The sequence below is a fragment of the uncultured Amnibacterium sp. genome (genome assembly GCF_964244015.1).
In the GTDB taxonomy this organism is placed as follows: domain Bacteria; phylum Actinomycetota; class Actinomycetes; order Actinomycetales; family Microbacteriaceae; genus Amnibacterium.
Genome location: NZ_CAXTHO010000029.1, coordinates 1 through 24,462, shown reverse-complemented (window position 1 = coordinate 24,462; position 24,462 = coordinate 1). Strand labels below are relative to the sequence as shown.

Annotated in this window: 26 protein-coding genes; 13 read left to right on the top strand and 13 right to left on the bottom strand. The window is 70.2% G+C overall.

Annotated features, from left to right (window positions below):
* Positions 1-41 precede the first annotated feature (41 nt).
* From ACFE67_RS05435 to ACFE67_RS05410, 6 genes are all read right to left on the bottom strand, one after another.
* A complete protein-coding gene (locus ACFE67_RS05435) occupies positions 42-293 on the bottom strand; it encodes a helix-turn-helix domain-containing protein (protein WP_375405854.1) in 252 nt (83 codons plus the stop codon).
* 76 nt (positions 294-369) lie between these two features.
* Positions 370-1,632 carry a tyrosine-type recombinase/integrase gene (locus tag ACFE67_RS05430; protein ID WP_375405853.1) on the bottom strand — a complete coding sequence of 421 codons (1,263 nt, stop codon included), beginning with the start codon at positions 1,630-1,632 and terminating at the stop codon, positions 370-372.
* Between the two features lie 4 nt (positions 1,633-1,636).
* Positions 1,637-2,212 (bottom strand): hypothetical protein, encoded by a 576-nt coding sequence (locus ACFE67_RS05425; RefSeq protein WP_375405852.1) that lies wholly within the window; start codon positions 2,210-2,212, stop codon positions 1,637-1,639.
* Between the two features lie 512 nt (positions 2,213-2,724).
* On the bottom strand, positions 2,725-3,057 hold the full coding sequence (locus ACFE67_RS05420) for a hypothetical protein (RefSeq protein WP_375405855.1): 333 nt from the start codon (positions 3,055-3,057) through the stop codon (positions 2,725-2,727).
* A gap of 89 nt (positions 3,058-3,146) precedes the next feature.
* Positions 3,147-3,836 carry a DUF433 domain-containing protein gene (locus tag ACFE67_RS05415; RefSeq protein WP_375405851.1) on the bottom strand — a complete coding sequence of 230 codons (690 nt, stop codon included), beginning with the start codon at positions 3,834-3,836 and terminating at the stop codon, positions 3,147-3,149.
* 114 nt (positions 3,837-3,950) lie between these two features.
* Positions 3,951-4,745: a coniferyl-alcohol dehydrogenase gene (locus ACFE67_RS05410; RefSeq protein ID WP_375405850.1), complete on the bottom strand. Its 795-nt coding sequence runs from the start codon at positions 4,743-4,745 to the stop codon at positions 3,951-3,953.
* Between the two features lie 201 nt (positions 4,746-4,946).
* Between ACFE67_RS05410 and ACFE67_RS05405 the strand changes: the two genes are divergently transcribed.
* The 3 genes from ACFE67_RS05405 to ACFE67_RS05395 all read left to right on the top strand — a co-directional run bounded on the left by ACFE67_RS05405 (position 4,947) and on the right by ACFE67_RS05395 (position 7,480).
* Positions 4,947-5,858, top strand: coding sequence for an SDR family NAD(P)-dependent oxidoreductase (locus tag ACFE67_RS05405; protein WP_375405849.1), 912 nt, complete (start codon positions 4,947-4,949; stop codon positions 5,856-5,858).
* Between the two features lie 69 nt (positions 5,859-5,927).
* The gene (locus tag ACFE67_RS05400) at positions 5,928-6,518 is read left to right on the top strand and encodes a TetR/AcrR family transcriptional regulator (RefSeq protein ID WP_375405848.1); all 591 of its coding nucleotides are present in this window, start codon (positions 5,928-5,930) and stop codon (positions 6,516-6,518) included.
* Positions 6,519-6,694: 176 nt separating this feature from the next.
* On the top strand, positions 6,695-7,480 hold the full coding sequence (locus ACFE67_RS05395) for an SGNH/GDSL hydrolase family protein (RefSeq protein ID WP_375405847.1): 786 nt from the start codon (positions 6,695-6,697) through the stop codon (positions 7,478-7,480).
* A 5-nt stretch (positions 7,481-7,485) separates the two neighbouring features.
* Here ACFE67_RS05395 and ACFE67_RS05390 read toward each other — a convergent pair whose 3' ends face one another.
* A complete protein-coding gene (locus ACFE67_RS05390; protein WP_375405846.1) occupies positions 7,486-8,397 on the bottom strand; it encodes a LysR family transcriptional regulator in 912 nt (303 codons plus the stop codon).
* Between the two features lie 62 nt (positions 8,398-8,459).
* On the opposite strand from ACFE67_RS05390, the gene mdcA reads away from it, so the two are divergent.
* Genes mdcA through ACFE67_RS05360 form a run of 6 tightly spaced genes read left to right on the top strand, consistent with a single transcriptional unit; the run spans position 8,460 to position 14,560 of the window.
* Positions 8,460-10,103: a malonate decarboxylase subunit alpha gene (gene mdcA / locus ACFE67_RS05385; protein ID WP_375405845.1), complete on the top strand. Its 1,644-nt coding sequence runs from the start codon at positions 8,460-8,462 to the stop codon at positions 10,101-10,103.
* Between the two features lie 16 nt (positions 10,104-10,119).
* Positions 10,120-10,971 carry a triphosphoribosyl-dephospho-CoA synthase gene (locus ACFE67_RS05380; protein WP_375405844.1) on the top strand — a complete coding sequence of 284 codons (852 nt, stop codon included), beginning with the start codon at positions 10,120-10,122 and terminating at the stop codon, positions 10,969-10,971.
* On the top strand, positions 10,958-11,275 hold the full coding sequence (locus ACFE67_RS05375) for a malonate decarboxylase subunit delta (RefSeq protein ID WP_375405843.1): 318 nt from the start codon (positions 10,958-10,960) through the stop codon (positions 11,273-11,275). Before ACFE67_RS05380 ends, ACFE67_RS05375 begins: the two co-directional genes overlap by 14 nt.
* Positions 11,272-12,996: a biotin-independent malonate decarboxylase subunit beta gene (mdcD, locus tag ACFE67_RS05370; RefSeq protein ID WP_375405842.1), complete on the top strand. Its 1,725-nt coding sequence runs from the start codon at positions 11,272-11,274 to the stop codon at positions 12,994-12,996. Before ACFE67_RS05375 ends, mdcD begins: the two co-directional genes overlap by 4 nt.
* On the top strand, positions 12,993-13,628 hold the full coding sequence (locus ACFE67_RS05365) for a malonate decarboxylase holo-ACP synthase (RefSeq protein WP_375405841.1): 636 nt from the start codon (positions 12,993-12,995) through the stop codon (positions 13,626-13,628). Before mdcD ends, ACFE67_RS05365 begins: the two co-directional genes overlap by 4 nt.
* Complete coding sequence (locus ACFE67_RS05360) at positions 13,598-14,560, top strand: ACP S-malonyltransferase (protein WP_375405840.1); 963 nt, start codon at positions 13,598-13,600, stop codon at positions 14,558-14,560. The genes ACFE67_RS05365 and ACFE67_RS05360 overlap by 31 nt, the downstream gene beginning before the upstream one ends.
* A 16-nt stretch (positions 14,561-14,576) precedes the next feature.
* Here the strand turns inward: ACFE67_RS05360 and ACFE67_RS05355 are convergent, their stop codons facing one another.
* Genes ACFE67_RS05355 through ACFE67_RS05345 form a run of 3 tightly spaced genes read right to left on the bottom strand, consistent with a single transcriptional unit; the run spans position 14,577 to position 17,027 of the window.
* Entirely contained in the window at positions 14,577-15,500 is a 924-nt protein-coding gene (locus tag ACFE67_RS05355; RefSeq protein ID WP_375405839.1) for an alpha/beta hydrolase, read from the bottom strand.
* A 50-nt stretch (positions 15,501-15,550) separates the two neighbouring features.
* Positions 15,551-16,378 carry an SDR family NAD(P)-dependent oxidoreductase gene (locus ACFE67_RS05350; protein ID WP_375405838.1) on the bottom strand — a complete coding sequence of 276 codons (828 nt, stop codon included), beginning with the start codon at positions 16,376-16,378 and terminating at the stop codon, positions 15,551-15,553.
* Positions 16,379-16,427: 49 nt separating this feature from the next.
* Complete coding sequence (locus ACFE67_RS05345; RefSeq protein WP_375405837.1) at positions 16,428-17,027, bottom strand: TetR/AcrR family transcriptional regulator C-terminal ligand-binding domain-containing protein; 600 nt, start codon at positions 17,025-17,027, stop codon at positions 16,428-16,430.
* Between the two features lie 76 nt (positions 17,028-17,103).
* Here ACFE67_RS05345 and ACFE67_RS05340 point away from each other — a divergent pair, with 76 nt between their 5' ends.
* Positions 17,104-17,943 (top strand): SDR family oxidoreductase, encoded by an 840-nt coding sequence (locus tag ACFE67_RS05340; RefSeq protein ID WP_375405836.1) that lies wholly within the window; start codon positions 17,104-17,106, stop codon positions 17,941-17,943.
* A gap of 71 nt (positions 17,944-18,014) precedes the next feature.
* On the opposite strand, the gene ACFE67_RS05335 is transcribed toward ACFE67_RS05340, so the two are convergent.
* Genes ACFE67_RS05335 through ACFE67_RS05325 form a run of 3 tightly spaced genes read right to left on the bottom strand, consistent with a single transcriptional unit; the run spans position 18,015 to position 20,636 of the window.
* Positions 18,015-19,292 carry an ATP-binding protein gene (locus ACFE67_RS05335; protein ID WP_375405835.1) on the bottom strand — a complete coding sequence of 426 codons (1,278 nt, stop codon included), beginning with the start codon at positions 19,290-19,292 and terminating at the stop codon, positions 18,015-18,017.
* A gap of 25 nt (positions 19,293-19,317) precedes the next feature.
* Positions 19,318-19,908, bottom strand: a complete 591-nt coding sequence (locus ACFE67_RS05330) for an adenylate kinase (RefSeq protein WP_375405834.1) — start codon at positions 19,906-19,908, stop codon at positions 19,318-19,320.
* Positions 19,905-20,636 carry a TetR family transcriptional regulator gene (locus tag ACFE67_RS05325; protein WP_375405833.1) on the bottom strand — a complete coding sequence of 244 codons (732 nt, stop codon included), beginning with the start codon at positions 20,634-20,636 and terminating at the stop codon, positions 19,905-19,907. The genes ACFE67_RS05330 and ACFE67_RS05325 overlap by 4 nt, the downstream gene beginning before the upstream one ends.
* A gap of 117 nt (positions 20,637-20,753) precedes the next feature.
* Here ACFE67_RS05325 and acs point away from each other — a divergent pair, with 117 nt between their 5' ends.
* From acs to ACFE67_RS05310, 3 genes are all read left to right on the top strand, one after another.
* Positions 20,754-22,781 (top strand): acetate--CoA ligase, encoded by a 2,028-nt coding sequence (gene acs, locus ACFE67_RS05320; RefSeq protein WP_375405832.1) that lies wholly within the window; start codon positions 20,754-20,756, stop codon positions 22,779-22,781.
* Positions 22,782-22,930: 149 nt separating this feature from the next.
* Positions 22,931-23,863, top strand: coding sequence for an alpha/beta hydrolase (locus tag ACFE67_RS05315; protein WP_375405831.1), 933 nt, complete (start codon positions 22,931-22,933; stop codon positions 23,861-23,863).
* 351 nt (positions 23,864-24,214) lie between these two features.
* Positions 24,215-24,427 carry an RNA-binding S4 domain-containing protein gene (locus ACFE67_RS05310; RefSeq protein ID WP_375405830.1) on the top strand — a complete coding sequence of 71 codons (213 nt, stop codon included), beginning with the start codon at positions 24,215-24,217 and terminating at the stop codon, positions 24,425-24,427.
* Positions 24,428-24,462: the final 35 nt, after the last annotated feature.

Here is a 24,462-nt window from a genome sequence, read left to right as displayed (position 1 = left end):
GCCGGACTCCGTGCTGACGCACGCTTTGAGACGAGCGGCCGCTAACCCGTCGACGCCCGCCAGTGCCGGTCCCGCATCTCGACGCCGGCCCGCCGCAGCACCTGATAGATCCCGTGGTACGAGCAGTCGAGCTCGGTCGCGATCTTCGCGACCGAGTCTCCCCGCCCGTAGAGCCGAATGGCTTCGGCCTTGACCGCGTCGTCGATCCGGTGCAGTCGCCGAGGCACACCGGCGTTCTGGAGCGCGGCATACACGGAGGTGCGGTGGATGCCGAAGTGTCGTGCGAGAGGCATGATCTCCTCCCCCGCGACGTAACGCTCGACCAGCTCCGCGGCCCGAGCTGGCGTCAGGCGGCGCATGCGGGCAAGTTCACGCCCACCCTGCTCTGGCGGACGAACCTGCGGCAACGCGAGCAACCGCTCGTACTGCGACCTCTGTTGCGAAAGTTTGGAGTAGGCCTCGGTAAGCCCCACTCTCCCGGCTGAGATAAATGCCTGATGAGAAGTCGGTCTCTTCCGCGACACGTCCCTTCGAAACGGGCCGTGCCCACATTTTGCCCACACTTGTTCGCGCGAGACCGTGATCGAGACGGTCCGCAACAGCGTCCAGATCGTCATCGAACAGGTCGGCGTAGACGTCGAGCGTCATCGCTGCCGACGAGTGCCCGAGCATCCGCTGCACCGCCTTGACGTTCGCACCGGACTGGATCGCGAGGCTTGCGGCGGTGTGCCGGAGGTCGTGCGGCGTGAGTCCCTCCAGACCAACTGCAACGGCTGCTCGCCAGAACCAGCCCTTGCCCGTCTTCGAGCGGTGCATGTACGACCCGCGTTCGTCGATGAACAGTAGGTCGAGTGGCCCCTTGCCCGCGCAGACCTCCTCGAACATCGCGGTGAGCGTGGTCGGGAACGGGACCGACCGCCGCTTGTGGGTCTTCGGCGTCCCGACATGGATCTCGCCACCGACCTCGACGGCGTTCTGCGAGACGAAGAGCCGCCGGCGGACGGTGTCGACGTCCTTGACGCGGAGGCCGGCGGCTTCGCACCAGCGGAGCCCTGTGTATGCGAGCAGCAGGACCAGCGGACCCTTCTCCCCCGCAGCGATCGCGAGCTCGCTGACCTGCTGGTGCGAGAGATACCGGTGCTCGCGCCGCACCTTCCTCGGCAGCTTCACGCCCCGAGCGGGGTTGGTGTGGATGCGCCGGTCCGCGACCGCGACGTCGAGGATCGACGCCAGCACGCCGTATGCCCGCAGCACCGAGGTCGACCCGTGCGTCTGCTGCATCGCGTCGACCCAGGCCTGCACAGCACTGTGCTGCACCCGCGACACCGGCACGGAGCCCCACTTCGGCTGGACGTGCAGGCGCCAGGCGATCTCGAGCGGCCGCTGTGACGACGGCTTGAGGTGAGACAGCCGGGTCACCCACAGCGCCCCGAGGGCGCCGACCGGCTCGCGTGCAGCTTCGGCGTCGACGTACTCGCCCCTCGCCATCGACACCTCGACGGAGGCGAGGAAGAGCTGCGCCTCACGCTTGGTACGAAAACCCCGTCGATCGGTCTGGGAGTGATCAGGCTTGCGGTAACGGACCCGGTACCGCTTACCCGCGGTCGTCTCGTACGCCGTGATCGTCGCCATGACCTCACCTCTCGTCGTCGAGCAGGATCGCGCCCTCGTCCGACACCGATCGATCGGCGTCCGAGGGGCGAATGGCGCCCCGGTCATCGAAGATGACACGTACACCGATGCTTGGAGCGACCGCTCGCCCTGCCGGGGACGCGGTCAGCGCGGTCCGGACTGCCCGCGCAGCATCGTCGGTGCAGAGGTAGGCGACACGGGCGGCCTCACCGAGCTCGAGCCGGCGTCGGTACGCAGAGAAGATCGATGCGTAGCGCGGTGCCCGCTTCGCCGTCAGCTCGACCTCGATCAGTTCACTCGTTCGTAGCCCGATCGCAACACCGTCCGCCTGATGACCTCCGACGTAGGACGGCCGGTCGTCCCGCCGCCACGCGAAGCCCGCCGCGAGGTAGCGGGCCGAGACGGCTGAGACTGCGATCTCGTGCCGAGTGGTCTGGCGGTAGATGTTGGGCCGGGACTGCCCAGTCGCCTCGAACGTTCCCCACACGATGGATCCGCCCGGTCCGCCGAGGTTCTGCCGCTCGACGAGTCCGACAAGCTCCATCCGCGCCACCCACTCCTGCGCCCGTCTCGTCGACACCGGTCGATCCGAATCGTTGAGCACTCCGAGCAACCACCGGATCGCCTGCACATCCGTCACTCGAACGATCCGCAACCACTCGCACACTCGCTCGTCCCGCGCCGTCACCCACACTCGCCGACCCGCAACGCTTTCCATTCGAACCATCTCGCAACCCCGCCTCCGGAACGCCCACACGCCCCCTCAGCTCACGCCATCACCTCTCCCTGCTTCTCCGCACCCCTTCTGTGCTCCACCGTCACAACTGCTTCTCCATTCATCCATCCATCCCTTTCATCCCCCTCTTCTTCCTTGCCCTGTCCTGGCCTGCCACCTGTACTTCCGAACCACCCACACACAACTGTCTTTTCAAGTTGTGTGTGGGTGGTTCGGAAGCCGCATCGCGGAGGCGGCAGGCCAGGACAGGGCAAGACGGGTGAAACCCGTCGCTGCACCCCTCGACCCGAACGACGCGGGCAACGACGGGGAGGGCGAGGGGCATACCGCCGCGGCACGCTCGTGTCGGCGACGGATCAGGGCGCGTGGAGCTTGAGCCGACGCAGTTCGCCCTCGTAGATCCCGCAAACGAAAGGTCCGTCGACACGTCCGATCCACCGGTCGATCGAGGCGCGGTGCCGGGTCAACCAGTCGACCATCGCAGCGCCCGTGATGTCCGCCGCGGTGATGACGAATACCCGGGCGCTGGAGTAGTAGATCGCCTCGGCCTCGAGCGGACGCTGAGCCACATGGGCGTCCTTGCACAGCAGTACCTCTCCGAGGCCGGTCGCCTCGCGGATCCATCGCTCGTCGGGGACCTTCTCCCCGCGCCGGCGCCGTAGCGCTCGTTCATGGTCGTGACGGGCCAGCCGAGCGATCGCATCGCGTTCGGTACCTGGTGAGCGCCGACACCGCGATCCACGAAGAATCGGGTCGTCGGCGGCTGCACTGCAGGGTGCTACGCGGCTTGGAAGAGCAACGAACGAACATCTGCCTCATCGAGGTCGAAGTCGTCGGCGATGCTGCCCGTGGTCTCGCCGGCTCGTAACCGGCCGAGCACGTCGTCGACCGCTATCCCGCGATCGACGATCGTCGGCCGGCCCCCGTTCACCAGCGGATCGACCGTCACCGGCAGGCGGTCGAACCGCGGAAGACCGAAGGACGACGCATAGCCGTCGGAGAAACGGATCTGTTTGAGGTACTCCCCGACGACCTCGTTGAAGACCGCCTGCCCGCTTCGGACGACGATCATGCGCGTGTCCGCTGCTCCGGGTTCGGCACGCCAGAGCACCTCTGCACCGTCCGTCACCAGCCGGTCGCTCGCGAGCGCGTACTCAAGCCCGATGCCCTGCTCCAGTGCTTCCACAGCGGGCCTGATGCGCTGCATCGGCACCCCCGCCCTTCGGAACGACCACAGGACGAACGCTTGCGCGAGACCGACGAACGGCACGGTGTAGCCGCGACCAGGCTTCGTGAGCGCGATGAGCGGAGGCTTTCGGAGACCGCGGTCGGAGTACCCCTCGGCCCAGCGATGCACCGTCGACGTCGGGGCACCGACGATCCGCGCCACATCCATCTGGGAGTACATAGGCGTCACGTACTCGCGTCGCAGGCGGTCGCCCGCGAGAGCCTGACGCGCCGCACTCATGTCGCGACAGTAGCAACGGGCGCCGTCGCCGTACCCTGCCGCCGTGCGGCCTCAGGCCGCAGTGCCCCGAACTGGGTCACCGCGACGGGACAGGGATTGACCTGACCGTGCCGATCAGCCCCAGAGCGTCCCCGCGACGTTCAACGTTGCGCCGAAGCCGCCGTCCACCTGGATGTCGGCGCCGTTGACGTAGGACGCGCCGTCACTGCCGAGGAAGAGCAGCGGGCCGACCTGCTCCTCCGCTGAGGACCGGCGCCCGCTCGGGACTGTGACCGGGTCGATCGCGGCCGCGGTGTAGGCGCCCTCGATGGCCTCGAGCATCGGCGTCTGCACGGCGCCGGGGCTCGTGGAGTTGACGCGCACCCCTCGCTGGATCGTCGTCGCCGAGAGCTGCATCGTCCAGAGGTCGAGTGCCTCCTTGCCGAAGGAGTACGCGTGGCCGGCGGCCTGCTCGTTTTGCTCGTACCACTCCACTCCCGCCCGGAAGGTCGTGGTCGCGAGCAGGTCGAGGATCAGCGCGTGCTTCGTGCGCCACGCGTAGCCGCCGTCGGAAGAGGTGTTGACGACCGAGCCGCCGGACGGGATCTGCGGCAGCAGCAGCTCGGTGAGGTATCGCGTCCCGAGGAAATTGACCTTGAAGATCTCGATCGCAGGCATCATCGGCACGGCGCCGGCGCAGTTGAAGAGCACATCCACGGGACCGCCGATGCTCGCGGCAGCCGCCTCGATCGAGGCGGGGTCGCTCAGGTCGAGCGCGTGGAACCCGGCGGTCTGAACGGTGGGCTTCCGGCGGGAGGCGGCGTGCACCTCCGCCCCAAGGCCGACGAGGGTCTCGGTGACCGCGGCGCCGATGCCGGAGGAGGCTCCGGTGACGACGACGCGCTTGTTCTCGTACTCGGTGAAGCTCATGGAACGTCCGTTCTGGTGAGGGCCTGATCGACGACGGCTCCCTACGAACCTGCAGCAGAGCAGGCATCGGTCCGAGCGTCGTCCCCGTGCGCACACTAATGCGAGACATGGAGTCTCGTAAGTGGCACACTGACTCGGCCGCCCGATCACGACGCCGCACGAGCGAGTGCCGAGGGGCGACCTCGAGGAGGAGGACAGCACATGGGTGAACGTCTCAAAGGCCGGACCGCACTGGTGACCGGCAGCGGGAACGGGATCGGGAAGGAGGTCGCGCTGGTGCTCGCCGCCGAGGGCGCCTCCGTCGTCGTGAACGACCTGGGGACCGACGTCGGTGGCGAGGGCAGGAGCTCGGCCGCCGCGGATGGGACGGTCGCCGAGATCATCGCGGCCGGCGGTACCGCCATCGCGAACTACGACTCGATCGCAACGCCGGACGGCGCGGCCGCCGCGGTGCAGACGGCCATCGACAGCTTCGGCGCGCTCGACATCCTGATCGCCAACGCCGGCGCGCTCGTCAAGGGGACGCTCGCCGGCCTGCAGACCGATGACGGGTCCTGGCGGACGCTGCAGGACCTGTACCTCGGGCAGAAGTTCTGGCTGTCCCGCGCAGCGGTGCCGGCGATGGCGGAGCGCGGCTGGGGCCGGGTGCTGTTCGCGACCTCCGAGATCGCCCGGGGGACGCAGGCGAACCCCGTCGGCGCCGCGGTGCTCGGCGGCGGCATCGCGATGTCGCACGACCTGGCCAACACCTACCGCGACCAGGGCGTGACGTTCAACTGCTACGCGCCCGCTGCCGGCACGCGAACGTTCGATCTCTATAAGGATCAGATGGATGATGCGTTGCGCGCCCAAGGCGTGCCCGAGGACCAGTTCGGCGCCTTCTACCTGCCGCCCGCCGACCGCATCGCACCGATGATCGCCTGGTTGTGCACCGACGCGGCCGCCAGCGTCACTGGCCAGGTCTTCGCAGTCAAGGGCTCCGAGGTCACCCGCTGGACCGACATCGCCGACGGGCCGACGATCGTGAAGGACGCCGACCCTCGCGCCCTCTGGACGCTCGACGAGCTCGACGTGCAGGTGCCCGCTCATCTGCTGGGCGCAGCCGCGCACTGAGCGCGACGGGCAGGTCCGTTCGGAGGGGATCCTCAAGAGCGGACCTGCCGCCCGGGAGAATGACTCACGATGACGACCGCACGCCCAGGGCGCTCCCGCAGCGAGACCGCTTGGAAGGCGATCCTCGCGGCGACCCGCGATGAGCTCGCGACGCAGGGCTTCGACCGCCTGTCCATTGACAGGATCGCCTCCGCGGCCGGGGTCGGGAAGCAGACCGTCTACCGCTGGTACCCGTCGAAGAACGCGCTCGTCGCCGAGTGCATCCTCAGGGGCTACGTCATCACCCCCTCCATCGGGGTCGCCGACTCCGACGATGTCCGACGCGACGTCGCACGATGGCTCGAGGACTTCGCGGCGGGCAGCCGGCAGCCGAACGCGGCCGCGCTGATCCGCGCAGGCACAGCCGCAGCAGCGGAGGACCCGGACATCGCAGCTCGGTACCAGGAGGTTGTGTCGGCGAACGAGGACGCGCTGGTGTCGCGGCTCGAGCGTGGGGTCGGGGCCGGGCAGCTGCCCGGCGACACCCCCACTGCCGCGCTCGCGGAGACAATCGTCGGGTCGCTGCTCTACCGGGTACTCACCCGGCAGGACATCACGCCCGAGTACACGGACGACCTCTTCCGCGTGGTCTTCGGTGACCGCCGGCGCAGCGTGAGCTGAGGCCCGCGCCGCACCTCTGCACGCGGAGCGCTGCGCAGGATCTCGATGCGCGACGCTTCGAAACGCGCAGCGGTTCGCACCCGCTCGTGCAGCGGGCGCCCGCGTCGAGGCCTCGAATGATTCAGCGCTGCATGAGGCCGGGAGCGCGCTCCGAGGAGCGGTGCGAGCATCGGATCGTGTCCAGCTATCAGCTCATCGCAGCCCTCGGAAGCTCGTTCGCCGCAGGTCCCGGCATCGCGCCCATCGAGGATCCGGCAGCCATGCGTTCCGGCAGGAACTACGCCCGCCAGCTCGCGGACCGGTTCGGCGCCCGCCTCGTCGACCTCACCGTCTCGGGCGCGACGACCGCCAACGTGATCGACACCCCGCAGCAGCTCGCAGACGGTTCCACGCGACCGCCGCAGACCGATGGCGTTCCGGCGGCGGCGGACGTGGTCACCGTCACCGCCGGCGGGAACGACCTGCAGTTCGCCGGAGCCATGCTCTTCCTCGCGTGGCAGCGTCAGGACCCCGAGTCGCCGATGGTGCAGATGCTGGGCCAGATGTTCGCCGGCGGCATCCCGGCCCCCACGGATGCCGCGGTCGAGGCCGCCACCTCCGGACTCGTCAGGGTGGTCGAGCGGGTGCGCGAGCAGGCCCCGACCGCCCGGGTCGTCCTCGTGGACTACCTGACCGTGCTCGACGACGAGTCGATTGATGCGACGCCGTTCACCCGTGACGAGCTCGACCAGTTCCTGACGATCCAGCGCGCGATCGGCAGGGTCTTCGCGGATGCGGCGGCACGCACCGGAGCCGATCTCGTCCTCGCGTCCGCCCTGAGCGTCGGTCACGCGCTCGGCTCGAGCGAGCCGTGGGTGCAGCCGTTCCACCCGACGATGGCGGAGACCGCGGGCTCCTTCCACCCGAACGAGGCCGGCATGACCGCCATCGCCGCGGAGCTCGAGCGGGTGCTCACCGCCTGATCCCGTCACGCGGTGACATCGGCCCATCCCGGATAGCGCCGCGCGAGCTCCTCCGTGTGGGCGATGAGCGCTCGTGACGTGGGAGAGAGCGATGCCGCGCTCCACGCCAGACCGAAGGTCCGGTAGGCGTCGGGCGTGGTGAGCGGGACGCTGACGGTCCGGGGGCTGAGCGATGCGTCCGCCGGGAGGATCGCGACTCCCAGACCAGCGGCGACGTAGCCGCGGATGGTCATCAGGTTGTCGGCTTCGAGCACGATCCTCGGGCTGAACCCGGCTGCAGCGCACAGCGCGTCGGCGCGCTGGCGGGCGTCGAAGCGGTGGTCGAGTGCGAGGAACGACTCGTCCCGGACCGACCTCAGGTCGACTCGCTCACGCCGTGCCAGGGCATGCCCGATCGGCGCGACGAGAACGAAGGCCTGCCGGCCGACCGCGAGCCACGCGAACCGTTCTGGCGGCCTGGGCGCGGTGATCGCGATGTCGACCCGCCCGCTGTCGAGCCCGTCGACGAGGTCGGTGCTCGAGCCCTCGCGATGCGCGATCACCACTTCCGGGCGGTCGACGAGGAACGATGCGATCAGCTCGCCGGCGACGGTGGGTCCGAGGGAGCGCAGGAACCCGACGGTGAGCGCCGCGCCCTGTTCCGTGCCGCGGATCCGGGCCAGCGCCACGTCGACCGTGTGCAGCGCGTCCGCCGCAGCAGCCGCGAGTGTGCGTCCCTCATCCGTCACCTCGATGCCCCGACCCCGACGCACCACCAGCGGGATGCCGAGGTCCTCCTCCCACGTCCGGAGGGCCCGCGACAGCGTCGGCTGGCTGGTTCCGCTCCGGGCTGCGGCCTTCGTGATGTTGGCGTCGAGGGCGAGCGCGGCCAGCTGTGCGAGAGCGGGCGCGAGGGAGGCGGCCGACGTTCCATTCATTCGTGAATGAAACTCCGGGCGCCTGCATGGACGCAGAGCCTCCGTCCGCGCAGAGTGGCGGCATGGCTGATCCCGACGCTCGCTGGACGACTCACCGGCGTGAGAAGCAGCGCCGCATGACGTCGCTCGGACTGGCCGCCGGATCCAAGGTCGTCGATGCAGCGCGGATCGACGAGGTGCTGGCCACCCTGATCCAGCCCGCTGACCGGGTGTCGCTCGAGGGCGACAACCAGAAGCAGGCCGACTTCCTCGCGCAGTCGCTGGCGCAGGCCGACCCGGACAAGCTGCACGACTTGCATCTGCTGATCTCGTCGGTGAGCCTGCCGGCTCATCTCGACGTGTTCGAGCGCGGCATCGCGTCCCGCCTCGACCTCGCATTCGCCGGCCCGCAGAGCCTCCGTCTCGCGCAGCTGGTCGACGACGGCGTCGTGACGATCGGCGCGATCCACACCTACGTCGAGCTCTACGCCCGGATGTTCGTGGATCTGCCGCCGAACGTCGCACTGATCTGCGCTGAAGCCGCGGACGAGCACGGCAACCTCTACACGGGCCCGAACACCGAGGACACCCCCACGATCGTCGAGGCGACCGCGTTCCACGACGGCATCGTCGTCGTGCAGGTGAACCGCATCGTCGACACGCTCCCCCGAGTGGACATCCCGGGCGACTGGGTCGACGTCGTCGTCGTCAGCCCGAAGCCGTACAAGCTCGAGCCGCTCTTCACCCGGGACCCCGCCAAGATCGGCCGCGTCGAGATCCTGAAGGCGATGCTCGCGATCCGTGGTGTGTACGAGCGCCACGAGGTGGTGTCCCTGAATCACGGCATCGGGTTCGACACCGCCGCGATCGAGCTGATCCTGCCCACCTACGGCGAGGAGCTCGGGCTGCGTGGTCGCATCGCGAAGCACTGGGTGCTGAATCCGCATCCGACCCTCATCCCGGCGATCGAGAGCGGCTGGGTCCAGTCCGTGCACTGCTTCGGCGGCGAGCCCGGGATGGAGCGCTATGTCGCTGCCCGGCCCGATGTCTTTTTCACGGGTCGTGACGGCAGTCTCCGGTCGAACCGGGTGCTCGCGCAGCTCGCCGGGCAGTACGCGATCGACATGTTCATCGGGTCCTCGCTGCAGATCGACGGCGACGGCAACTCATCAACCGTCACTGCGGGCCGACTCGCCGGATTCGGCGGGGCGCCGAACATGGGACACGACCCGCACGGGCGCCGGCACGGCAGTGCGGCCTGGCTCGACCTCGCCTCGGGCGAGGGAGCGAGCCGGCGCGGGAAGAAGCTGGTCGTGCAGCTGGTGGAGACGTTCAAGGCCGGTGGCACCCCGACGTTCGTCGACCGCCTCGACGCGCTCGCCGTCGGCGAGCGCGCCGGTATGCCGCTCGCTCCGGTGATGATCTACGGCGACGACGTCAGCCACGTCGTCACCGAGGAGGGCGTCGCCTACCTCTTCAAGGCGACGAGCGTCGAGGAGCGGCGGGAGGCGATCGCCGCGGTCGCGGGCGCCACGCCGATCGGGCTGCGGCACGATCCGCGTACGACCGAGCGGCTGCGCCGCGACGGCGTCGTCGCGTTCCCGGAGGACCTCGGTGTGGACGTGCGCCGGGCCGACCGATCGCTGCTCGCGGCGAAGAGCGTCGGCGACCTCGAGGCGTGGTCCGGCGGCCTGTACGACCCGCCCGCGCGCTTCCGGAACTTCTGAGCCGATGATGCGCACCGTGCAGGAGGAGCTCGACGCACACGCCGTCGCGGCGGCCGCTGTGGGTGCACTGCAGGCCGAGGCACTGCTGACCCCGAAACCCGGCCTGGTGGATCGACTCGGTTCCGGAGGGCATGCCGACATGGACCTGGCGATGCTGCTCCGCTCGGCGCAGTCCCTGCACGGCACCTTCGTCGACCTCGCCCTCGTCTCCTCCGAAGGACTCCCTCCACAGGAGCTGCGGAACCGCGTCGGCGTGCTCGGCCGCATCGGGGAGGCCACGATGCTCGAGGCGACCGGCGGCGTGAACACCCATCGCGGTGCGCTGTGGACGGTCGGGCTGCTCGTGGTCGCGGCCGCAACTGAGCGCAGCGAGGCCGGCGTCGTCGGAGCGGCGGCACGGCTCGCAGCGATCCCCGACTCGGCCGGCGCTCCCCCGCCGTCCTCGCACGGGCAGCGGGTCGTGCGGCGGTACGGCGTCGGCGGGGCGGTCGGCGAGGCCGTCGCCGGATTCCCGCACCTCACCCAGGTGGCGCTCCCGGCGATGCGTGGCGCCCGGGCGGCCGGCGAGAGCGAGGACCGCGCACGCCTCCGCGCCCTGCTCGCGCTGATCGCCACCCTTGACGACACCTGCGTGCTGCACCGCGGCGGCGCACGAGGACTCCGCAGGATGCAGCGGGCAGCGCGCAGCACCACTCGCGCGCGGGACTTCGACGGGGACCTGCGCCGGTTCGCCGCACGGGCCGATGCAGCCCGCCTCTCCCCCGGCGGCAGCGCAGATCTCCTCGCCGCAGCAGTCTTCCTCGACGACCTCGCCCGCTCCCGTGAGCCGGCATCCGCACCTCAGGAGCTCCTCCATGCAGACGTTTGAGTTCTCGTTCCCGGGCGATCGCCCGGCGACCCGTGCCGCGCACATCGGCGTCGTCGGCTCCGGCGATCTGGAGGTGCTCGTCACCCCGGGTCCGACGGAGTCGGCCGTTGTCCGCATCCGCACGAGCGTCGACGGCTTCGATGACGTCTGGCGCAACGTGCTCGAGCGCTTCTTCACGAGGTACGGGCTGACCGGCTCGATCGAGATCAACGACTTCGGCGCGACGCCCGGCGTGGTCTCCATCCGCCTGCTGCAAGCCCTCGATCAGTCGACCGACGAGACCACTGGGGAGGACCACGCATGACGACCGAGACCCAGGTGGACCCGCTCGTTCCCGACGTCGCCGGCTACCTGCGCCGCGACAGCTTCATCGAGCGCGACGCCCGGTCGCGTGCGTTCGCGCTCCTCGACGAGGGAACCGCGGAGGAGCTGGTCGGACCGTTCGACCGCATCGAGTCGCCGTGGCTGGAGCGGCAGGGCGTCGTCCCGCAGTCGGACGACGGCCTCGTCGTCGTTCGCGGCTCCGTGTCCGGCGCCCGGACGGTCGTGATCGGCATCGAGCAGGCGTTCCAGGGCGGAGGGATCGGCGAGGTGTCCGGCGCCAAGATCGCTGCGGCGCTCGGCCTGGCCGTGCGGGACTCCCGTGCGGGCATCCCGACCTCTGCAGTCCTGCTGCTCGAGACCGGAGGCGTGCGGCTGCAGGAGGCGAACCTCGGCCTGGCGGCGGTCGCCGAAGCCTGCTCCGGCGTGGTCGAACTGCGCCCGCTGGCGCCCGTCGTCGCGGTGATCGCCGGTGGGCTCGGCAGCTTCGGCGGCATGAGCATCGTCGCCGGCCTCTGCTCGACGGTGATCATGACCAGGGAGGCGCGACTCGGCCTGAACGGGCCCGAGGTCATCGAGTCCGAAGCCGGCGTGCAGGAGTTCGACTCGGCGGACCGCGCACTGGTCTGGTCGATCGACGGCGGCCGCCAACGCCACGCGCTCCACCAGGCAGATGCCCTGGTGCGGGACGACACCGCAGCGATCCGCGCCGCGCTCTCCGATGCGATAGCGGCAGGTCCGATCTCAGCGCCAGCATCCCGTGCGCTGGCAACGCTTCGGAAGCATCTTGCGGAGGTCGACCCCACAACGCTGCCGGAGCCGCGCGAGCTGCCTGCCCTGTTCGACCGGACACCCTCTCCCGCCCCGCATGCACCGGCTCCCGTCGACCTCGATCGTCCCGGCCGAGGCCGGGCATGGACGCGCGCGCTTTCGGACGTGCAGCCGACCGCGCTGGAAGCCACGCTCCTGGAGGGCACGACCGAACTCGGCGGGTCCAGGTCGGTGCTGCTGACCGTGGTGCCCGATCCAGACAGCCCGTACCGTCGCGCGAGCCACGGGGAGGTGGGTCTGCTCGAGGGCCTCGCCCTCGCCGAGCGCGTCACCGCGATCGTCGCCGAGGACGCCGCGCTCGCTCCCGCGCAGAAGCGGCCGCTCATCGCGATCGTCGATCTCCCGAGCCAGGCGTACGGCCGACTCGAGGAGATGGTGGGCATCCACCTCCACCTCGCCGCTGCGGCCGACGCGTATGCCACCGCACGCATGTCCGGGCATCCGGTCATCGCGCTCGTGGTAGGAACGGCCCTGTCGGGCGGATTCCTCGCCCACGGCCTCCAGGCCGACCGGATCCTCGCGTTGGACGACCCCGGCGTCGAGATCCACGCGATGCACAAGCCCGCCGCCGCGCGGATCACCCGACGCTCCGTCGCCGAGCTCGAGCAGCTCGCCACCCTGGTGCCGCCGCTGTCGTACGACGTCCGCGACTGGGCGACCCTGGGACTCTGCGACGGTCTGCTGTCGGTCTCCGACGCCGATCACCCGTCGTCGCAGGACCTCGGCGCGGTCCGGTCCGAGCTTGCCGCCGCCATCGACCGGGCACGGAGCGGCGATCGCTCGCTCGCGCTGCGCTGGTCCGCAGACGCCTCCGGGGAGAACCGGGCGGCCACTCGGCGGGTGTGGGCGGCGATGACCGAGCAGTGGGGATGACCCCGAGGCAGCCGCGCGTCCACGACCTGATCCGCTTCGATGCGGACGTGCTCGACGTCGCGTTGCCGGCCTGGGTCACCCGGGATCACGGCGACGTGTGGGCGGTCGTGCGGCGCCAGGCGGCGTCACGCCCGGAGGCCGTCTCCGCGGGCGTGCGGGGGCGCCGTCGTGCGGAGCGGAAGGCCATCGAGGTGGACCGCGGCGCCGTCCGGGGGGTCGTGACACCCGAGTCGCTCGCCATCGCCGACGGGAGCGACCTCGGCCATGCGGGCATCGCGGCTGCCCTGCTCGCGATCGCGACGTCGGCTCTGTTCGGCGACCGTCCGTGGGGGCCGGTCGGGTCAACCGGGTTCGAGCTGGCCTCGGGCCTGTCGGCGGTGCACGCCGACAGCGACCTCGACGTCGTGGTCCGCGCGGACAGGCGGATTCCTCTCCTCGAGGCCCTGGCGATTCAGAAAGCGCTCACCGACCTCCCCTGCAGGGTGGACTGCCTTCTTGAGACGCCGTCGGGCGGGATCGCGCTGGCCGAGTGGGCGACTGACTCCGGAGGCCGGTCTGTGCTGCTGCGTACCGCCGACGGTCCACGCCTCACCCCCGACCCGTGGGCGAGCGTCGAGCGGATGACGTCGTGATCGCGTTCCTCTTCCCTGGCCAAGGAGCGCAGCACGCTGGAATGCTCGCCGCACTGCCAGATCGCGAACCGTCGGCCGCGGTGCTCCGGACCGTCAGCGAGGTCCTCGGCCGCGACGTGCGCGAGCTCGACGGGCCCGACGTGATGACCGACACCGTCGCTGCGCAGCTCGGCCTGCTCACGGTCGGCGTCGCGACCGCCGCGCTCCTGACCGCGGACGGCATCCGCCCCAATGCGGTCGCCGGCCACTCGATCGGCGCGTTCGCCGCCGCCGTGGTCGCCGGAGTGCTGACGCTCGAGGAGGCAACCGACGCGGTGCGCATCCGCGCGGAGGGCATGCGTGACCTGTACCCGAGGGGGTTCGGCCTGCTCGCGCTGCTCGGCGCCCGCGTCACCGACGCCGAGCGTCTCACCGATGCCGTGCGGGAGGGTGATGACCTGTTCGTCGCGATGGAGAACGCGGAGGACCAGGTCGTGCTCGCAGGCAGCGAAGCGGCGTTCGAGCGGGCGCGCGCGACCGCTCCTCGTTTCGGGTTCCGGGAGGCTCGGCGACTCGAGGTCGCTGTGCCATCCCACTGCGCCCTGATGGCGCCGGTGGCGGACGCCGTCGCCGATCGGTTGCGAGAGGTCCCGGTCCGGCGACCGACCGTCCGGTACGTCGCGGCGATGACCGCCCGGACCGCACCGACAGCCGATGCCGTCCTCGCGGACCTGGCGGGTGGCGTCGCGCACCGAGTCCGCTGGCGGGACGCGACCGACCTGCTCGCGGAGCTGGGCGCGACGGTGGTCGCGCAGCTGCCGCCGGGCCACACGACCGCCGCGCTGTTCTCGACGGCGCATCCGTCGGTGCCCGTGGTGGCGCTCGGCGACTCGGCGTACGACGAGGGGCTGGCCCGCCTCCGCATCACGATGGAGCGCACCGCCCGATCGTGAACCGGCGTACGGCCGGTCAGGTGAGTCGTGCCCGCAGCCACGCCTGCGCTCGGGCGGAGTAGTCCCTCGCGACCGACGTCGCCGCGCCGACCGACTCGAACGCGTGAGGCGCACCCGGCACGGCGTCAAGTGTGCACTCGACTCCTGCCGCATCCAACGCGGCCGCATACGCACGGTCCTCCTCGAAGAACAGCTCGATCTCCCCGGTGCCGATCCACGCCGGCGGCAGCCCGGCGAGATCGGACCGTCGTGACGGGGCGGCGTAGGCAGGCGCCGTGTCCTGGCCGGGCTCCGCCCCGAGGTACGACCGCCAGCCCACGAGGTTGGAGCCGTTGTTCCAGAGGAAGTGATCGAGCAGATCGAGCTCGGGCCGCGCCGCGGTCCGGTCGTCGAGCATCGGGCAGAACAGCCACTGCGCGACGGGCTGCACCTCGGACTCGTCGCGGAGGCGCTGCGCGAGTCCGGCTGCGAGGCCGCCGCCCGCGCTCTGGCCGCCGATCGCGATCCGCGCGGGGTCGATTCCTCGCGCCGGCGCTTCACGCTGCAGCCATTGCCAGGCCGCGAAGCAGTCATCCATCGGAGCCGGGAACGCGTGCTCCGGCGCGAGCCGGTGCTCGACCGAGACGACGATGACGCCCAGGTCCTCGGCGATCTGCGCGCAGCGCGCGTCCTCCTGGGAGGCCGAACCGATCACCATGCCGCCTCCGTGGATGAAGAGCAGCGCCGCCCCGTTGCCGCCGCCAGTCGGCGTGAACACCCTGACGCCTGCACCGGGCGCGAGGTCGACGATCTCCAGTCGCATGCCGGAGGGGACCGCGAACGCCGGGAGGAGGCTCATGGCCTTCCGGATCCCCCGGATCCGCCATGGCGCTCCGATGGGCAGGTTGGGGACGAATCGGAAGATCGAGCGGAGCTCGGGGTGCAGTCGTGCAGCGTCCATGGGTCCAGTCCTTCAGTCGGTGAGTCGTGCTCGGGGACCGCGTCCGTGCGTCAGCGCGCCTTCTTGAACTCCGCACCGGCCCTCGTGCCGCCGTCGACGAGGATGTCCATCCCGGTCAGGTAGCCCGGCCCGGTGCTCGCGCAGAACGCGAGGACGGCCGCGATCTCCTCGGGCTTGCCGAACCGCTTGATCGCCGAGACCTTCAGGAACTCGCTCGCGCCGTGGTCCTTCTCGAGGCGCCCCATGGCGGTGTCGAAGCTGCCGGGCGAGACGGAGACGATGCGAGCACCGCGGGCGCCGAACGCGACCGCCTGCGCCCTCGTGTACCAGAGGACGAACGCCTTGCTGATGCCGTACGCGATGCCCGAATGCCACTTCTTGCCGCCCACTCGGGCACGGCGGACGATCGCGGCCTCGAACGCGGCCGGGTTCTTCTCCGCGAGCCGAAATGCGCCGGACGGGAGCAGCACCTTCGGGAGCCCGTGACCGGCCGTCGATGCGACGTTGACGAGGACGTCCCCCTCGCCGGCACGGGCGAGGTAGGCCTGGGTGACGTTCACCGTGCCGGTGCCGTTGATCCGCGCGACCTTCGCGGCGGAGCCCATCTGGGGGCTGACACCGGCTGTGTGCACGACAGCGCGGACGTGATCACCCTTCGACGCCGCCTGCTCGAGCGCTCGATCGACCGATGCCCGGTCGGTGATGTCGCACACGACGGTGTCCACCTCGACGCCGGCGGCAGCGAGTTCGACGGCTGCGGCGTCGAGGCGCGTCTGATCGAGGTCGACGATCACCACGCGGTGGTCCTTGCCCATGAGCTTGGCGGTGGCGAGGCCCATGCCGCCTGCGCCTCCGGTGATCACTGCGGTCTGCGTCATCAGTGCGATGCCTTTCGTCGGTGCTGCGATGAGGAATGAGCGGAAGAGTTCAAGCGCGCGGGATTCCGAGCAGCGTCCGGACGACTGCGGCCGACGGCGCGGGACGGGCACCGGGGGTGAGCGCTCGGAACAGCACCGTGCCGATGAGCGCGTCCGCCATGGCGGTCGGGTCGGCGGACGTCGCAATCTGCCCGGCGTCCGCACCGCGGAGGAGCCGATCGACGAGCGCTCCATGGAACGGGCCGGTGCTCATCTCGTACAGCAGTCGGGCCTCGGCCTCGCTGTCCGTCGCCGCGGTGACGAGCGCCAGGACGAGCGGGCCGACCTGCGGGTCGGCGAACGCCGAGGTGGCGCCGTCGAGCCAGGCGACCAGGTCCGCTTCCAGATCGCCCGTGTCGGGGATCGTGGCGGTCGGCAGGCGGAGCTCGCCGTCCATGACGAGGTCCGCGACGATGAGCGCCTTGGACGTCCACCATCGGTAGACGGTCTGGCGACTGCTGCCGGCCCGCGCGGCGATCGCCTGGATCGTCAGCTGCTCGTATCCGGACTCGAGGACGAGATCGCGGGCGGCCGCGAGGATCGCGATCCGCGCCTGCTCGCTCCGAGGGCGCCCTCGACCGCGCGGCGCGGACGCGGTTTCCGAAGTCACGAGGTATTACGATACAGCCGACTCGTTAACCGGTGGACACCCTCCGCCGGCAGGTCGCCCCAACGAAGGGAAGCTCATGTCCAATAACGTCGTGGTCGTCGTCGGAGTCGGTGGGATGGGAGGGGCCATCGCCCGCCAGCTGGGCACCGGCGCGAAGGTCGTGCTCGCGGACTTCAGCCAGGCAGCGCTCGATCGGGTGACCGCCGCACTCAAGGCCGATGGCATCGAAGCGACCGCACATCTCGTAGACGTCTCGTCGCACGAATCGGTCGCTGCGCTGGCGCAGGACGCCGCAGCACTCGGGCCGATCACCAAGGTCGCCTGGACCGCAGGCCTGTCGCCGACGCAGGCGTCAGTCGCGGCGATCCTGGGCGTCGACCTCGCCGGCGTCGCGTTCGGCCTCGAGGAGTTCGGGAAGGTGATCGCTGAGGGTGGCGCTGGCGTCGTCATCGCCAGCATGGCCGGCACGATGACCGGCGAGCAGCTGCCGGCAGAGCTCGCTCAGGGCCTGCAGTTCACGCCCTCGGACGACCTGCTCGCCCTGCCGTTCCTCGCCGCGGGGGCCGTCCCCGATCCCGGCGCCGCCTACGGGATCGCGAAGCGTGCGAACCAGCTGCGCGTTCGCTCGGCCAGCCTCTCGTGGGGCGCGCGCGGTGCACGCATCAACTCGATCAGCCCCGGCGTCATCGCGACCCCGATGGGCGAGCAGGAGCTCGCCGGGGAGTCGGGCGCTGTGATGCGCGCGATGGTCGACGCGTCCGGCACCGGGCGCCTGGGAGATCCCGACGACATCCTCCGCGCCGCTCGCTTCCTCCTCAGCGACGACGCGTCGTTCATCACTGGCACCGACCTGCTCGTCGATGGCGGCGTCGTCGCAGCAGTGCTGTCCGGCGCGCTGCAGCTGCCGACCGCCTGATCGGACTGGCGACGATCGGCCCGCGCCCGCCACCTCGACGGGCGCGGGCGCCGATCGTCACGGCGTCCTCCTCAGAGCCGAGCGAGCACTTCGATGTCCTGGAAGAACTCGGCGGCGGTCTCGGCCGAGACCGTCGCTCTCGTGCCCCTGAGGGCGAGGAGGTAGTCCTCGGTCACGAGGGTGCCGACCGCCGGGTCGGGGTCGCGGAGCGCGCGTTCGAGCGCGGACTGTGAGGCCGCCCTTGCGGCGTACTCGATGTCGGCAGGAGTGAGTCCGTCACTGCGCTCGACGAGGCGCGACAGATCGATCGAGCCGATCACCGAGCCGGGGATGTACCGCTCCCAGATCGCCCGCCGCGCATCCTCGTCCGGCAGGCCGATCGGGATCACGTAGTCGAACCGGCCGTGGCGGAGGAACGCCCCGTCGAGCGCGCGGATGAAGTTCGTGGCGCAGATCAGCAGGCGGCCCGGCTGGTCCCGGAACTCCGGGATCAGCTTCAGCAGCTCGTTGGTGACGCCCTGCATCGCCGACGGCGGATCGCCCCGACGTCGAGACGCGACCTCCTCGACCTCGTCCATGAAGAGGACGGCGTGCTCCAGCTCCGCCACCTTGAGGAAGGTGTCGCGGAGCGCGGCCGGCAGTCCTCGTTCGTCGGCAGCGAGACGAGAGGGGAACACCTCGACGAACGGCCAGCCGAGCCGGGAGGCGACCGCGCGCGCGAAGGTCGTCTTGCCCGTCCCGGGAGGACCGAACAGCATCACCGCACGCGGCGGCACGACACCGAACTCGGCTGCGAGATCGGGCTGCGCGAGCGGCAGCACGAGGCGCTGCTCGAGCAGCGCCTTCTCGGTGCGCATCCCGGCGACCTCGCCCCAGAGATCGCGGCGGAGCAGTCGCCCGCCGAGCTCCTGCAGGACACCCAGCTCCTGGCGCTGCACCGGGATGACGCGCTCCAGGTAGCGAAGGCTCTGGCGCGGCTCGAATCCGGCCGACTCGAACCCGTCGACGAGGTCGTCACCTTCAGCGAGGAGGACGGACAGCTTCGCCAATCCGAGCGGCAGCATCCGCCGCTCCAGTGCTGACAGCAGTCGGGAGCCGATGTCGGTCTCGACGTGTGATCGGTCGACCGCGAAGAAGACGATCCACCCCTGCGCGTGCGCGGCTCGCCCGACCGCGGCGCCCACGACCCGGCCCGCCTCCACAGCGACCACCGCGTGGTCCTTCTGACACGAGGCGATCACCTCCGCGAGCGAGTAGACCGGCGCCGGGCCGGTCGAGCGGACGAGCTCCCACAGCTGCAGGATCCCGTCCAGATCGTCGTCGTGCAGGTCCCTGATCAGGATCGCCACGGTCGCGCTCCTCGTCGCAGCGGGATCAGGCGGCCGTCGACGCGCGGCGGCGGAGCGGCTCGAGCGCGGCGAGCAGTCGCGCCTGGACCACGTCGGGAAGATCGGAGCCGTCGACGCGGACGAGCAGGCCGCGGGCATCGAAGAGCACGGTGAGCGGCGCGGTCTCACGGTGGTACAGGGCGATCCGATGCCGGATGACCTCATCCGTGTCGTCGGCTCGGCCGAGCTCGGCTCGGCCGGCGAGCCGCGTCGCGACCATGTCGTCGGGCACGTCGAGGAGTACCGCCGCATCGAGCGCCACGCCACGGGCGGCGAGCATCCGGTCGAGCTCGACGACCTGGTCGGGCGTCCTGGGGTAGCCGTCGAGGATGAAGCCGTTCGCTGCGTCCGACTGCTCGAGCCGCTCCGCAACCATCGCGTTGGTGATCGCGTCCGGGACGAAGTCGCCGGCGGCGACGAGCGCCTCGAGCGCGACCCCCGTCTCGGTGCGGCGTCGCACCTGGTCGCGGAACAGGTCGCCGGTGGAGATCGCGGGGACGGCGAGCGCGGCGGCGAGCCGCTTGCCCTGGGTCCCCTTCCCCGCTCCTGGCGGTCCGGACAGGATGATGCGGATCATTGCTCAGCTCCTTCGATGAGACGTGCGATCTGTGCGGGCGAGAGGTTCGTGGTGACGACGACCGTGCCGGGCGCGGCGGACGTGGGCCCGGTGGAGGCGGCCGGCCCGCCGGGAGCCATCGACTCGACGACGTCGTCGGCGAGCTCGACGAAGAGCGCGACGGGTTCCCGCACCGCGCCGGAGCCCCAGGCGGCGAGCGTCTGGCGAACTGCTGCCAGCAGCGCCCCCGCGAGGATGTGCGCGAATCGCTCGCCTCGGACGCTCGTCTCGAACTCCGCGAGGTAGGCACCGATCCGGCTCTGGTACTCGGCGAACCAGAGGATCTCGCGGTCTTGCAGCGCTGGGGTCGTGCCGACCACGCGCCCGTAGCGGAGCGCGCGCGGGTCGTCGGCGATCTCCGACACCAGGACGCGCAGCGCATCGGCCGCACAACTCGCAGGGCTGTCGGAGCGAAGATCCAGCTGCCGCTCCAGCCTCACGACCTGATCGGCGTGCCCGGCGAAGAGGACGTCCTCCTTCGTCGGGAAGTACCGGAAGAAGGTCCGTCGGCTCACACCTGCGCGCTGGGTGATCTCATCCACCGTCGTGGCCTCGAAACCTTGGCCTTCGAACAGCTCGATCGCAGCCGTGCTCAGGCGCGCGACCGTCTCGGCCTGTGCTCGCTGCGCCTTCGAGACCACGTCGGGCTCGGCCGGGTCGATCCTGAGCATGCCGGCGGTCGAGGACATCCGCGGCCTCCCGACCTGTTCGACCGCGTTGCACGGCATTGACACTTAGTGTCACGATAGAAGGCACGGAGTGCAGGTTCAACCTGCTGCGCTCGAATGACCTCGATGGGGAGATCCATGACCGTTCCGACGCCGCGAGCCGGTTCCGTCTCCGAGAGCGGCTCCGATCTCGATGAGCTCGGTTCGACGTTCGACAGCCTGCTGAGCGAGACGAGGACGTTCCCGCCCACGTCGACGTTCACAGCGAGCGCCAACGCGGACGAATCTTTGTACGTGGAGGCCGACGCCGATCGCGAGGCATTCTGGGCGGCGCAGGCGCAGGGACTCCAGTGGGAGAGCCCCTGGGAGCAGGTCCTCGACTGGTCACAGAAGCCCGTCGCCCGCTGGTTCGTAGGCGGACGGCTGAACGTGGCGGTCAACTGCGTCGACCGCCACGTCGACGCGGGCTTCGGCGCCCAGGTTGCGCTGCACTGGGTGGGTGAGCCGGGCGATACGCGGGACATCACCTATGCGGAGCTCAAGGACGAGGTCTGCCGTGCCGCCAACGCACTCGAGGAGCTCGGCGTCCGCGCAGGCGACCGGGTCGTCATCCAGCTGCCGATGATCCCGGAGGCGGTCGTCAGCATGCTCGCCTGCGCCCGAATCGGCGCGGTGCACTCCGTGGTCTTCGGCGGGTTCTCCGCATCATCCCTCCGCGCACGCGTCGACGACGCAGGCGCCCGCGTCGTCATCAACTCGGATGGGCAGTTCCGACGCGGCACCGCAGCGCCGATGAAGGAGAACGTCGACGAGGCCCTGGATGCCGCTGATTTCGATCACGTGATCGTCGTCCGCCGGACCGGTACCGACGTCGCGATGGCTCCCGGCCGCGACCTGTGGTGGCACGACGTCGTCGCTCGGCAGTCGGCGGAGCACGCCGCCGAGGCGTTCGATGCCGAGCACCCGCTGTTCATCCTCTACACATCGGGCACCACCGGTCGTCCGAAGGGGATCCTGCACACCAGCGGCGGCTACCTCACCCAGGCGTCGTACACGCACCGGGTCGTCTTCGACATCAAGCCGGACTCGGACGTCTACTGGTGCGCAGCGGACGTCGGCTGGATCACCGGGCACACCTACATCGTCTACGGGCCCCTCGCCAACCGGACGACGCAGGTGATGTACGAGGGCACTCCGAACACGCCTCACCAGGGCCGGCACTTCGAGCTCATCCAGCAGTACGGCGTCTCGGTCTACTACATCGCCCCCACCCTCATCCGGACCTTCATGAAGTGGGGCGAGGAGATCCCCGACGGGTACGACCTCTCATCCATCCGCCTGCTCGGCAGCGTCGGAGAGCCCATCAACCCCGAGGCCTGGATCTGGTACCGGGACCACATCGGTCATGGCGAGGCACCGATCGTGGACACCTGGTGGCAGACCGAGACCGGCGCCATCATGGTCGCGCCGCTGCCCGGCGTCGTTGCGACCAAACCCGGGTCGGCGCAGCGCCCACTGCCGGGGATCTCCGTGCAGATCGTCGACGAGCAGGGCGAACCCGAGGGCCCGGGCGGCGGCGGCTACCTCGTCATCGACCAGCCCTGGCCGGCGATGACCCGCGGGATCTGGGGCGATCCCGAGCGGACGAAGGAGGTCTACTGGGATCGGTTCGCCGCCCAGGGGTACTACTTCGCCGGCGACGGCGCCCGCTACGACGCCGACGGCGACATCTGGCTGCTCGGTCGCGTCGACGATGTGATGAACGTGTCCGGGCACCGCATCTCGACCATGGAGGTGGAGTCGGCGCTCGTGTCCCACGTCGCGGTCGCAGAGGCCGCCGTGGTCGGGGCGAACGATGCCACAACCGGTCAGGCGATCGTCGCCTTCGTCATCCTCCGCGCGTCCGTCGAAGAGCTCGGCGACAACCTCGACGCCGCAGTGGCGGAGCTCTCTCAGCACGTCGTCAGCGAGATCGGGCCGATCGCGCGTCCGAAGCGGATCCTCGTGGTCCCTGAGCTGCCGAAGACTCGCTCGGGAAAGATCATGCGCCGCCTCCTCCGTGACGTCGCGGAGCACCGCACGATCGGTGACACCGCGACGCTCTCGGACAGCTCGACCATGGCGACCATCGCGGCAGCTCTGAAGGGCCCGACGACCAAGGGATGAACTCGGCGGCCGACCGCAAGAAGCGGCGCCGCTCCAGTACCTACTAGCGCTCCGGGACAGACCGTCCGGGAGAGATCGATTGGAGCAGTGATGCACGGACAGCACAACGAAGTCGGATCCGCCGCGAACGACGCCGTGGAGGTGCGCGCATGAGCGATCGCAGCTTCCCCGCGCCCAGCACCATCAGCGAGCAGGCGCAGCAGTGGCTCTCGTTCCAGGCGCCCCCGACGCAGTACCCGCCCACTGAGGACGTCGACGCGTGGGTGGCGATGGTCGACCAGTCGAACGCCTACATCACGCAGCAGTTCCTGACCGCGGAGCTGCCGGTCGACGTCGAAACGCTCGACATCCACGGCGTGACCGTCTACGCGATCCGTCCGCACGGCGTCGAGGCGCGCGACGGCGAACCGATCTACATCGACATCCACGGCGGCGGCCTGCTCATGGGCGGCGGTGAGGCGTGCCGGATCATGTCGTCGATGGCGGCGCTCTCCGCCGGAATGCTCACCTGGGGCGTCGACTACCGGATGCCGCCGCTGCACCCCTATCCCGCCGCGCTCGACGACGTCACGACCGTCTACCGCCGCGTGATCACCGACCACGACCCGTCGAAGGTGTTCGTCGGCGGCGGATCAGCGGGCGGGAACCTCGCCGCGGCGCTCACGCTCCGCGCCAAGGACGAAGGACTGCCCCTCCCCGCCGCGCTGGTGCTCAACACGCCGGAGATCGACCTCACCGAGTCCGGCGACACGTTCCAGGTGCTCGAGGGCGTCGACAACGTGCTGCACAGCCTGAAGGTGGTCAACGACCTCTACGCGAATGGCGCCGACCTGACGAACCCGTACCTCTCTCCGATCTTCGGCGACGTCACCGGCTTCCCGCCGACGTTCCTGCAGAGCGGCACTCGCGACCTGTTCCTCTCCAACACTGTCCGGATGCACCGCAAGCTGCGCGCCGCAGGGGTGGAGGCCGAGCTGCACGTCTTCGAGGCGATGCCGCACGGCGGGTTCGGCAGCCAGAGCCCCGAGGACCGGGAGCACGCCGCCGAGCAGCGCCGGTTCCTCGTGAAGCACGGCGCCTGAGACCTCGTGTCGGGTGATCGCCGACCTCCTCGACGGTCGCCCGGCACGCTCCGAAGACCTGCTCCGCTGGCGCGCCCGACCCATATCCCGCACTCACCCCGCAGATGGAGCACCATCCAGCGCGTATTCCTGTGATCCAGCGAGTTCTTGAAATCGCTGCTCACATCACGACTGTGAACGAGTACCACCCCGCACTTACTCGTGAGAACCCGTTAATTCGGATCACGGCGTCACGGGTTCAAGTCCCGTCCCCGCTTCGCGAGGTCCCGGAACCTCAAGAGTCCCCGGGACTTTCTCGTGGGCAGAGCTGATCAAGGGATGCCGGAGAATGCCAGGCGTGCGTGAGAAGCCGTGAGTACGCGAACAGTCTCGATCCGAGACGACTCCATCCGGCTGGGTCAGTTCCTGAAGCTCGCCGACCTGATCGACCAGGGTGCGGACGCCCGGCAGGCGATCACCAACGGCCAGGTGCGCGTGAACGGGGAAGTCGAACGCCGGCGTGGCAGACAGCTGACCCACGGCGACGAGGTCGAGGTGCGCGGCGAGTTCGTCGAGGTGGGCTGAAACGCCGAGGTCGGAGACTCGACGAGGATCGCCCC